This window comes from Arcticibacterium sp. (genome assembly GCF_055134445.1).
The window spans coordinates 1-10418 of record NZ_JBSRVI010000095.1 but is presented as its reverse complement, the minus strand read 5'-3'; the positions used below and the strand labels follow the sequence as shown (position 1 = coordinate 10418).

Here is a 10418-nt window from a genome sequence, read left to right as displayed (position 1 = left end):
CACTTCAAAAGTATCAGGGTTGCAATACAACATGCCGTCAACAGGAATCCAGGCAGAAGGTACTTTACCCATATTGTAAAGGTGCCAGCCTTCGGTGGTTTCTCCGTCAAATAACAGCTTCCAGCCATCTTCCTTTTCCTGCTCCGATAGGGTATTTGGCAAGGGTTCTTCTATTGTTGTTTCAGAAGAGCAAGCCATGAAGGCCATTGAAATAGATAAGAGTAAGATTAGTTTTTTCATTCTTAAAATAGGGTTATTGATAATTGGTTTGAATATAATGGGTTTACGAATTGATTTGAAACAATTTAGCTACGGTCCCGATAACTGTCGGGAGAATTTCTAATGAATAAAGCGGGTTAAACGTAGTCTAATTTTCAAAGTGTTTGGCATTTGACAAAATTCTATTTCTGGTCCATTTTTTTATGCCTGCAAATTCCTCTTTCCTCACAGGGCAGTCTGCCACTTGACAGTAATTGCAACATTCTGGAATACAGGGGTCTGTATGTATAAACACTTCGACATCAAAAGGATAGTTTGATTCTACCGTGTCTTCAAAAAGACCCACCTCTTTATGAGCTTCTTCTAGGCTAAGATAGTAAGGTAGTGTTAAATGGCAATCTATATGTATATCCGCACCATATTTCTGAACTCTAAAATTATGCACGTCTATCCATCGGGGTTTTCTATGACGATTCAAAATTTCTAAAAGCGTGCTAAAGGTGTCTTCGTCTAGTTCATCCATCAATCCACTGATAGACTTCCTGACTATCTTAAGGCCGTTGTAAATAATAAAAGCGGCTAAACTCAAGGCTAAAATGCCATCAATTCTTTCTTCTCCGGTCCATTTCACCAAGAAGAGACCCGCAATTAAAGCCGCACTACTTAAACTGTCAATTAGAAGGTGTTTTCCGTCAGACGAGATGGCAATAGAGTCATTTTTTTTACCAACGCTAATCAGATAATAACCCAAGAGAGCATTGACAATCATGGTGATGCTGATCAACCCAATTCCACTATTTATAGCCTTGACTTCAGCCTTTTCAAAGAATGAATAGACCGCAGGTATGATCATAATTACACCCGCCAAAACGATCATGACTCCTTCCACACCGCTAGAAAAGAATTCTATTTTCCCGTGTCCATAAGGATGATTCCTATCCTTAGGTCTATTAGAAATATAAATGGAATATAAAGCGAAGGCTGCTGCGGCCACATTGACAATAGATTCTGAAGCGTCTGTTAAAACAGCTTTAGAATTGGTCATGTAGTAAGCCAAAAATTTAATAAGCATTAATACAAAACCCACTGCCAGAGAAAGGCTTATGACTTTTTGATTAACACTTCTATGATTCTGTTCCAGAATAATTTTATTTCAATGGCTTAAACTTAGCGATTTCTACTAATTTCGCAGGCATGATAGAGCAGAAAAGTCCTTGGCAGACCTTATCCAAAAAAACGGAATACGAAAATAGTTGGATTGAAGTGGTTCATAAAGAAATGCTGAACCCGAACGGGAATCCTGCCATTTATGGTCAGGTAAACTTCAAAAATGTGGCTATTGGCGTGCTCCCTCTAGATAATGAAGGCTTTACTTGGCTAGTGGGTCAATTCCGCGTACCCTTAGACGAGTATTCTTGGGAAATTCCAGAAGGTGGCTGCCCAATAGGAGAGGAGTGGACTGAAGCTGCCAAAAGAGAACTTAAAGAAGAGACTGGTCTTATTGCGGAGCATTTTGAAATGCTTTGTAAAGTGCATACTTCTAATTCTGTTTGTAACGAGGTGGGCTATGTATTTACAGCAAAAGGGCTTTCTCAAAGCGACGCACAACCAGAAGATACTGAAGACCTAAAGGTCAAAAAAGTACACATCTCAGAAGCTCTTCAGATGGTCATGGATAATGAAATTACAGATTCCCTCAGCGTAGCCGCTATCCTAAAAGTAGCTCGAATGTTGAAAATTTAGTTTTCAATAGTGACGTTGTACGTTTAGGCTTAAATTGTCTGATTGAAAAGTATTTACTTTTTGACTAAAATACTGGGATTCACCAATAAATATATCTTACTTATAAGGTCAAAAAAAATGCCATGAAAAAAAACATATACTTTATTATTTCAGCTTGCTTTCTGTTTAGCTGTTCATCTTCCAATAAAGAAAAAATATATTCACCAGAGGAAATAGAACTCGAATCTACCAAGATAAATGATTTTTTTGAAAAGAGCTTTAGTGAGATGTTGGATAGGTCTCCGTCTTTCCAAACCTATTTAGGCATCAAAAAAGATTATGACAAATGGAATGACCTTTCAGAAGACAACAAGGCAAAAGAATTGGAAATAACAAAAAAAGAGTTACAGTTTCTGCTTGATTCTATTAATGTCCATGCCTTAAAGGGACAGGATCTTATTAGCTATAAGTTATTCAAAGAAAATGCTGAAAACGAGATATCTGATTACAAATGGCGTCATTATAATTATCCTGTAAATCAGATGTTTGGGCCGCATGCTGATGTAGCATCTTTCTTGATAAATATGCATATTATTACAGATTCAAGTGATGCGGAGGCTTATGTAGCCAGATTAAATAGGGTGGGTACTTACTTTGACCAAGTCATTGAAAATCTAGAAATTCGAGAAAAAAAGAATATTATACCACCGAAATTTGTATTTCCGAGGGTCATTGAATCTTCAAAAAATATCATTTCTGGTGCCCCATTTGACAAAGGGAAATCAAGTGCTCTGCAGGATGATTTTTATAATAAGATAGATAAACTTGAGCTTAGTCCTTCTTCAAAAGCTGCCTTAAAAAGAAAGGCTGATGCAGCTTTGTTAAGTACTGTATTACCTGCCTACGATAAATTAATAGCTTTTCTAGAGGGTCAGCATGAGCGTGCCACGGACGAAGACGGTATTTGGAAAATGGAAGGCGGGAAGGAGTATTACAACATTGCTTTAAAACGAACCACCACTACAGATTTAACGGCAGAGCAAATTCATGAAATTGGACTGAAAGAAGTGGCTAGAATTCATAATGAGATTAGAGAAGTTATGAAGCAGGTTAATTTCAAGGGTGATTTGAAAGAATTCTTTGGCTATCTTCAAAAAGATGAAGCATTTTTCTATCCAAATACGGATGCTGGAAGGCAAGCCTACCTAGATAGTGCTACGGCCATAATTGACAATATGAGGACACGTTTAGATGAGCTTTTTATAACAAAACCTAAAGCAAAAATGATTGTCAAAAGAGTGGAGCCTTTTAGAGAAAAAGCGGCTGGTTCTGCCTTTTATCAGTCTCCCGCTCCAGATGGCAGTAGGCCAGGAACTTATTATGCCAATTTGGCAAATATGCAAGATATGCCAAAATATGATATGGAAGCTTTAGCTTATCATGAGGGTATTCCTGGGCATCACATGGATAGGTCTATAGCTCAAGAATTGACAAACCTCCCTAGGTTCCGTAAGTTTGGTGGATATACGGCTTATGTAGAAGGTTGGGGGTTATATAGTGAGTTTATCCCTAAAGAAATGGGCTTATATGCTAATCCGTATTCTAACTATGGGAGACTGGCAGCGGAGCTTTGGCGTGCGTGTAGGTTAGTGGTAGATACCGGAATTCACTTGAAAAAATGGACAAGAGAAGAGGGGATAGCGTATTATAAAGATAATACTGCTGGTAGCGATAGAGACTGTGAAAGAATGGTAGAAAGGCACATTGTAATGCCCTCACAAGCCACTGCTTATAAAATTGGGATGATGAAAATTCTAGAATTACGAGCTAAAGCTCAGGCTGAATTAGGGGAGGATTTTGACTTAAGAGAATTTCATGAAGTAGTACTTACTTCAGGAGCCCTTCCTTTAAGTATGCTGGAGACCCTTGTGGATGATTGGATTAAAGAGAAAAGAAAATAGTACCAAAAGAAAACCTCTTTACCGAGCTGATTATGCTGGGTAAAGAGGCTTCACTTGACAATGAAATTTTGGATTTAGATAAGGCAGATATTTTGAAAACGATTCCAATTACAGGGTTTATAAAATGATAGAGGCTTGTCTTTATGCTTTTTTGATGGGCATCTTCCTGAGTTTCGGTTTTGGTTCTGTTTTTTTTGTTTTACTGCAAAACAGCATTGAATACGGCAGAAAAGCGGGCTTTAAGATTGCCTCAGGTGTTTTAAGTAGCGATGTCGTTTTAGTGGCTGTTGCTTTGATGGGAACTTCATTTTTACCCGATATTCCTAATTTTGAGAATTACGCCAGAGCCATTTGTGTGGTGCTTTTATTTGCGATGGCTTTGGGTCAATTTAGAAAAACAACAAGTAAAGAGCGGTTTGTGGATTTTAGAGCCGCACGTTTTATCTATTATTACGCCAAAGGCTTCATGTTAAATATTATAAATCCTGTTAATTTTTTAACATGGGTTGTTATCATTGGCGGGATAAAGTCTTATCAGCTATCTCAAAATCAAACTATCCTTTTTTTTGTCATTTGCTTAAGCACCATTTTTCTGTCCGAATGTGTCATAGCCCACTATGCTAGTAAACTTAAAGTGTTTTTGAATCCCAAAACCTTAAGTAACATAAAACGTTTGACCGCCATTATATTTATTATAATTGCTACCAAAATTGCTTATGATGGTTTTATTTAAGAGGAGTGGGGTATAAAACCCTTTTGACCGTTATTCATGATGTTGGTTTGAATCGATAACATTGGCAAAATCTCGAAAACAATTTTCACCTTTTGTGAAGATTTTTCTACTCATATTTCACTCCTTGGGAGCTAATAATGCAATTTATTATTTAGAACTTGAGTAAACTCAAATCTGCTGTAGCGGATAATTTAGCTTCACAAAGCTCTCCCAATCTTGCTGGCTATTTCCTTTAAGGACTCTTGGAAATTTATTTTGACCGCCTTCTTTACCTTTCAATTTCATCCAAGACATGAATGCCGCATGTGGTAATACGCGACAAAAAATATTTTTCAAGGCATGCCCACGTTCCACAGCATAATCATCATTTATTTCTGAAAGCGTTTGGTCAATATATCTGCCCATTTCGTCTGGGTCAATGTCTGCGTCACAGGCAACGTACCACTGATGAGCAAAAAGGGGAGGATGTTTAATTCCAGTAACACAGAATTCTCTGATTGAAACACCGAAATGCTCAGAAGCGGCATCCACGGCCTTATTCATATTATCTACCGAAAGATGCTCACCGCATAAACTCAGGAAGTGTTTGGTTCTGCCTGTAATAATAATCTCAGCTCTTTTCACATTGGTAAACCTGATGGTATCGCCAATCAGATATCGCCAAGCCCCAGAGCAGGTTGAAATCAATAATGCATAATCTTTTCCGGCATCTACCTCATCCACCATAAAGGTTTGAGGATTTGCTAGCATATTACCTTCGGTATCAAAATTGGCTTCATTGAACGGAATGAATTCAAAGAAAATCCCATTATTCAGCACCAATTGTAAGCCCCCCTCTGGTCTAACCTGATAAGCAAGAAAACCTTCAGAAGCCAAATAAGTTTCTATGTAAATGATAGGTTTCCCTAAAAGCTTATCAAAATCCTTTTTGTAAGGCTCAATGGAAACGCCTCCCCAAGCAAAGGCTGTTAAATTTGGCCATATTTCGTGAATGTTTTTGAGTTCATATCTATCGATGATTTTCTCCATCAATAATTGAATCCAAGCAGGTACCCCGGCCAAAAAACCGACATCCCAATCTTTGGCATTTGCCGTAATATCTTCCAGTTTTTTAGCCCAGTCTTTTTCTTGAGCTATTTGCTGACCAGGTTTGTAAAATCTATGAAACCAAGCCGGCATGGTTTTCTGAGTGATTCCACTCAAATCTCCTTCATAATGATGCCCTACTTCATTCAAAATAGTGCTTCCTCCTAACATTAAATAACCTGTTTCGTATAGATCCGCAGGTAAGTTTTTATAATTCCCTAAAGAGATAATCTGATTTATACTTGTTCTTTGAATGGCCTTTATCATTTCATTGCTCACAGGTATCGCCTTAGATGCGGCCTCTGAGGTGCCAGAACTTAATGCAAAATTTCTGATGATTCCGGGCCATGTTACATCTACTTCGCCATGTCTAGATCTGTGCCACCATTCCTTATAAATTCTGTTATAATCATAAACAGGAACATTCTTTTTAAAGGCTTCATAGAAATCTCTTTTTCCTCCTGTTATAGAAGTTTTAAGAACGGCATTGAAACCGTACTTCTGACCAAATTGTGTTTCCCTAGCTGTAGAACACAGCTTCTTCAAGGTGTTCTTTTGCCATTTAAACGGCTTTGGTTGACGAATTTTTTGAAGTGCATTTGATAACTTAATACCACCTTTTAATACGTTTCCAATCACAGCCATATTAGAATTTCCAAGTTTCCATTTCTTTCATCCCTTCATAATTTGTCATATCATAATGACAAGGCACAATAGCAACATAATTGTTTGCCAAACACCACATATCTGTATCTACAGCATCAGGTTCATGATTCACAAAGTCACCGCCCATCCAGAAATAGGGTCTGCCGTGAGGGTCTTTTCTTGCGTCAAAATCCTCTTTCCAGTAACCATCAGTTTGTCTGACAACTTTAACTCCCCTTATAGGTTCTTCTGACTTTTTGGGAAAGTTAACATTGAGTGCATTGTGTTTCGGTATTCCGTTTTTTAGAACAGCCAAACAAATCTTTCTAATGAAAGGCTTTGTATGAGAAAAATCTGAATCATAACTGAAATCGTCAATAGAAAACCCAATAGCAGGTATACCTTCAATGGAAGCCTCTCTGGCGGCGGCCATAGTTCCAGAATATAAAACAGAAAGTGATGCATTATGACCATGATTAATACCACTCACCACCAAATCTATTTTCCTACCATTTAAATAATGATGTTTAGCCAGTTTAACACAGTCCGCAGGTGTTCCACTACACTCATAAGCCTCTATACCCTCGTGAATAGTTGATTTCTTAGTGTGTAAAGTTTTATCTACTGTTATGGCATGTCCCATACCCGAATTTGGACTATCTGGAGCTAAAACAAAAACGTCACCAATTTCTTTTACTGCATCTATTAAAACAGCTATTCCAGGAGAGGTTATGCCGTCGTCATTACTTACTACAATCAGTGGCTTCATCAAAAGTCTATTTTATTTGGTCAACAAAAGTAGGCAAAAAAGGCTATTGCTTCTCGGCTCTAATTCAATTCTGGTATGTAGGTATTCATTGACGACAGGTTGTCAGGCACTTGTGAAGTTTAATTATTAACAAAAACTTTACTTCAGCGTCATGCTATGAGCTTGGAATGCTCTACTTCTTGGTTGGTTTAATCAGAATGTAACATAGCCTCAATTCTATCCAGTTTTGAATTGAAATGCGTCATAAACTTATTTTGATACAACAACACATCCTGACGCTCCTGAATAGTCCTTTCCAATGTTGAAATAAGGTCATTCTAATGGAAACACTAAATAAGCAAATGACGAATCTAAAAGATAATCTTAAAAGAGGACGATTTATCACCGAATTTGGGTATTCGGAAAGGAGGGATGCATTAAGTTCTTAGCAAAGCCCAGAAGCTTTTTCCAGATTTGGAGCAAAATGCTCATCAGTCTTTCAAACCTAAATCTTCCACAATATGGAGCTTCTTTGTGTTTTTTCTGGTTCTGGCGGCAATTTCAGGTTTGTAACCTTCTAGTGTTTTTTGATAATAACCGGTACCATCATAATATCGCTTTCTGGGATGCTCTTTACACGCAGTGGAACAAGCTCCCTGCATTTCATCCCCACAGCTTTCACAAATGGCCACATGCTGATTACAAACAGGATTGGCACAGTTCACCATCCTATCAGATTTTGTTGCACAGATATGACATTTCGAAATTACAACTGGATTTACAGCATTAACCTCCGTGGTGAGTCTGCCATCAAAAACATAGCATTTTCCATCAAAATTTTCTCCACCGGCTTCTAAACCATACTTGATAATACCGCCGTGAAGTTGATAGACATTTTCAAATCCCTGCTCCAATAAATAAGCACTGGCCTTTTCGCATTTAATGCCTCCCGTACAGTAGGTAATTATTTTCTTATCTCTTAAATGCTCAATCTCCTGCATATGATCCGGCAAATCTCTTAAATTCTCCATATCAAAAGTGACGGCACCTTTAAATTTCCCTACAGCATGCTCATAATTAGAACGCATATCCACCAACACCACGTCATCGTCATTCATCATGGCTTTAAATTCATCGGGTTCTAAGTGCTTTCCTGTTCTCACATTAGGATTGACACCCAGCTCAGAATGAACTATCTCTTTCTTTATTCTTACATATAATTTTTTAAAAGCATGAGTTTCAAGAGCCTCTATTTTAAATTCTACTGCCGAAAAACGTGGGTCTTCTTTTACCCAAGCCATATATGCTTCGCAATCTGCCTTTAAGCCAGAAACCGTACCATTCAATCCCTCAGGTGCCACTATAATTCTACCAAGCAAATTATTATCAAGGCAAAACTGGTGATGTACGTCTCTATATTCCACCAAATTTTCGATGGGCGAATAGATATAATAAAGTATAACGCTAAAGTCTTTCATAATAAATTCAAAAATGCGAATGCAAAGTTAATAAAGGTTCTATGCATTTTCTATGATTATTGACAGTATAAGTCCTAATTTTGGGTTCATACCTATACGCTCTCTTGCCTTATGCATATAGCCATTACCGGAAATATTGGTGCCGGAAAAACCACTTTAGCAGAAAAATTAGCAGAACACTATGGCTGGGAAGTCTATTACGAAGCCGTAGATAACAATCCCTACTTAGCTCCATTTTACAGCGATATGCCGAAATGGTCATTCCATTTGCAAGTTTTCTTCTTAAACTCACGATTTGAGCAAGTGCTTAAAATTAAATCTCAAGAAGAAAAAACCATCATTCAGGACAGGACCATTTATGAAGATGCCTATATTTTTGCTCAAAACCTTTATGAGTCAGGCCATTTGAATGAAACGGACTTTAGAACTTACGAGAGTCTTTTTAATACCATTATGCAGGCTATAAGTCCGCCCGATTTAATGATTTACTTAAAGGCTGACATTCCAAAGCTATTGAAGCAAATTAAAAAGAGAGGAAGAGATTACGAGCAGAGCATTGACCCTAATTATCTTAAAAGCCTCAATGTTTTGTATGAAAAATTTTCAGACCAATATGAGCATGGAAAACTGATTGAAATTGACGTGAATGAGATGGATTTCGTGAATAACGAGACAGACTTTTTGAGCATTACAAAGGCCATTGAAAAGCATATTAACTTGGGTAAACAATTGAAAATTTGATTTACTCCAAATAAGCCAAACTCCTATTTTTACTTTCAAATACAAGGCATAATCTACCTTGTATGTTTGTTAACCATCCCATTATAGGAACATTTAACACTATTTAAAGTAATTCATGAAAACGGTTTGGACTGAATTTTGTTATTTTGACCGAAAATAGCCCATTAACATAAAATACTGCATCTAATAAAACACTTATGGATTTTAAAAAATTAAATACAATAGGCGGATGGTTAGCTTTCCTGATAGCCCTTGTTACATACACTTTAACCGTGGAGCCCACCGCCAGTTTTTGGGACTGTGGCGAGTTTATAGCCTGTGCCTATAAGCTACAAGTTCCACACCCAGCTGGAGCACCTTTCTTCTTGCTATTAGGTCGTTTAGCCTCCCTTTTTGCAGGAGGTAATGTAGAAAAAGTAGCTTTAAGTATCAATATGCTGTCTGTTTTGGCATCTGCTTTCACCATCCTCTTTATGTATTGGACTATCTCTTTATTGGGTAGAAAAATATTAAACAAGAAAGGTGAAGAATTGAATGGTTCAGACAGAATCTTAGTTTTAGGAGCCAGCTTAGTGGGGGCATTAATATATGCTTGGTCAGATTCTTTCTGGTTCTCTGCTGTAGAAGCAGAAGTTTACGGTATGTCATCTTTCTTTACCGCCATAGTTATCTGGGCAGTATTAAAATGGGAATTAATAGAAGACGAAGCCGCAGCTAACAAATGGCTTATTTTCATAGCTTATCTGGTAGGTCTATCTATAGGAGTTCACCTTTTGAACTTAGTTACTATTCCTGCTTTAGGACTTTGGGTTTATTACAAAAGGACTAAAAAAGTAAGCCTTAGAGGGATTATCTCGGCTCTAATAATTGGCTTAGTCATTTTAGGAGTCATCATGGTAGGGGTAATTACCGGAATTCCTTCTTTCAGCTTTTTCTTCGAGAAGTTATTTGTCAATTCCTTCGGTTTACCATTTGGTTCTGGAATGATTTTCTTTGTCTTGGCTCTGATAGCGGCATTGGTTTACGGCATCATTTGGTCTGGCAAAAACAGTAAAGTTTGGGTCAATACAGCTTTGCTCTCATTT

9 protein-coding genes and 1 pseudogene are annotated in these 10418 nt (G+C 37.5%); 5 read left to right on the top strand and 5 right to left on the bottom strand.

Features of this window, described 5'->3' with window-relative positions:
* A pseudogene (locus ACTBZY_RS12610) lies at positions 1 to 240 on the bottom strand (3-keto-disaccharide hydrolase); the annotation flags it as partial.
* Between the two features lie 127 nt (positions 241 to 367).
* On the bottom strand, positions 368 to 1324 hold the full coding sequence (locus ACTBZY_RS12605) for a cation diffusion facilitator family transporter (protein ID WP_463046688.1): 957 nt from the start codon (positions 1322 to 1324) through the stop codon (positions 368 to 370).
* Positions 1325 to 1413: 89 nt separating this feature from the next.
* Between ACTBZY_RS12605 and ACTBZY_RS12600 the strand changes: the two genes are divergently transcribed.
* From ACTBZY_RS12600 to ACTBZY_RS12590, 3 genes are all read left to right on the top strand, one after another.
* Positions 1414 to 1962 carry an NUDIX domain-containing protein gene (locus ACTBZY_RS12600; protein WP_463046686.1) on the top strand — a complete coding sequence of 183 codons (549 nt, stop codon included), beginning with the start codon at positions 1414 to 1416 and terminating at the stop codon, positions 1960 to 1962.
* Between the two features lie 122 nt (positions 1963 to 2084).
* Positions 2085 to 3902 carry a DUF885 domain-containing protein gene (locus ACTBZY_RS12595; RefSeq protein ID WP_463046685.1) on the top strand — a complete coding sequence of 606 codons (1818 nt, stop codon included), beginning with the start codon at positions 2085 to 2087 and terminating at the stop codon, positions 3900 to 3902.
* Positions 3903 to 4026: 124 nt separating this feature from the next.
* A complete protein-coding gene (locus tag ACTBZY_RS12590; RefSeq protein ID WP_463046684.1) occupies positions 4027 to 4635 on the top strand; it encodes a LysE family translocator in 609 nt (202 codons plus the stop codon).
* Between the two features lie 168 nt (positions 4636 to 4803).
* Here ACTBZY_RS12590 and ACTBZY_RS12585 read toward each other — a convergent pair whose 3' ends face one another.
* The 3 genes from ACTBZY_RS12585 to trhO form a co-directional block, all read right to left on the bottom strand.
* Positions 4804 to 6366, bottom strand: coding sequence for a GH3 family acyl-acid amido synthetase (locus ACTBZY_RS12585; protein WP_463046683.1), 1563 nt, complete (start codon positions 6364 to 6366; stop codon positions 4804 to 4806).
* A gap of 1 nt (position 6367) precedes the next feature.
* Positions 6368 to 7135 (bottom strand): 5'/3'-nucleotidase SurE, encoded by a 768-nt coding sequence (gene surE, locus ACTBZY_RS12580; protein ID WP_463046687.1) that lies wholly within the window; start codon positions 7133 to 7135, stop codon positions 6368 to 6370.
* 470 nt (positions 7136 to 7605) lie between these two features.
* Entirely contained in the window at positions 7606 to 8592 is a 987-nt protein-coding gene (trhO, locus tag ACTBZY_RS12575) for an oxygen-dependent tRNA uridine(34) hydroxylase TrhO (RefSeq protein ID WP_463046682.1), read from the bottom strand.
* A 111-nt stretch (positions 8593 to 8703) separates the two neighbouring features.
* On the opposite strand from trhO, the gene ACTBZY_RS12570 reads away from it, so the two are divergent.
* Positions 8704 to 9333 carry a deoxynucleoside kinase gene (locus ACTBZY_RS12570; RefSeq protein ID WP_463046681.1) on the top strand — a complete coding sequence of 210 codons (630 nt, stop codon included), beginning with the start codon at positions 8704 to 8706 and terminating at the stop codon, positions 9331 to 9333.
* Between the two features lie 197 nt (positions 9334 to 9530).
* Positions 9531 to 10418, top strand: an 888-nt coding sequence (locus tag ACTBZY_RS12565) for a glycosyltransferase family 117 protein (RefSeq protein ID WP_463046680.1), incomplete at its 3' end; no start/stop codon positions are given.

Excerpts from the sequence above, each read along its gene's own strand:
- ACTBZY_RS12600 (WP_463046686.1), top strand. The coding sequence starts at position 1,414 with ATGATAGAGCAGAAAAGTCCTTGGCAGACCTTATCCAAAAAAACGGAA.
- ACTBZY_RS12595 (WP_463046685.1), top strand. The coding sequence starts at position 2,085 with ATGAAAAAAAACATATACTTTATTATTTCAGCTTGCTTTCTGTTTAGC.
- ACTBZY_RS12590 (WP_463046684.1), top strand. The coding sequence starts at position 4,027 with ATGATAGAGGCTTGTCTTTATGCTTTTTTGATGGGCATCTTCCTGAGT.
- ACTBZY_RS12585 (WP_463046683.1), bottom strand. The coding sequence starts at position 6,366 with ATGGCTGTGATTGGAAACGTATTAAAAGGTGGTATTAAGTTATCAAAT.
- surE (WP_463046687.1), bottom strand. The coding sequence starts at position 7,135 with ATGAAGCCACTGATTGTAGTAAGTAATGACGACGGCATAACCTCTCCT.
- trhO (WP_463046682.1), bottom strand. The coding sequence starts at position 8,592 with ATGAAAGACTTTAGCGTTATACTTTATTATATCTATTCGCCCATCGAA.
- ACTBZY_RS12570 (WP_463046681.1), top strand. The coding sequence starts at position 8,704 with ATGCATATAGCCATTACCGGAAATATTGGTGCCGGAAAAACCACTTTA.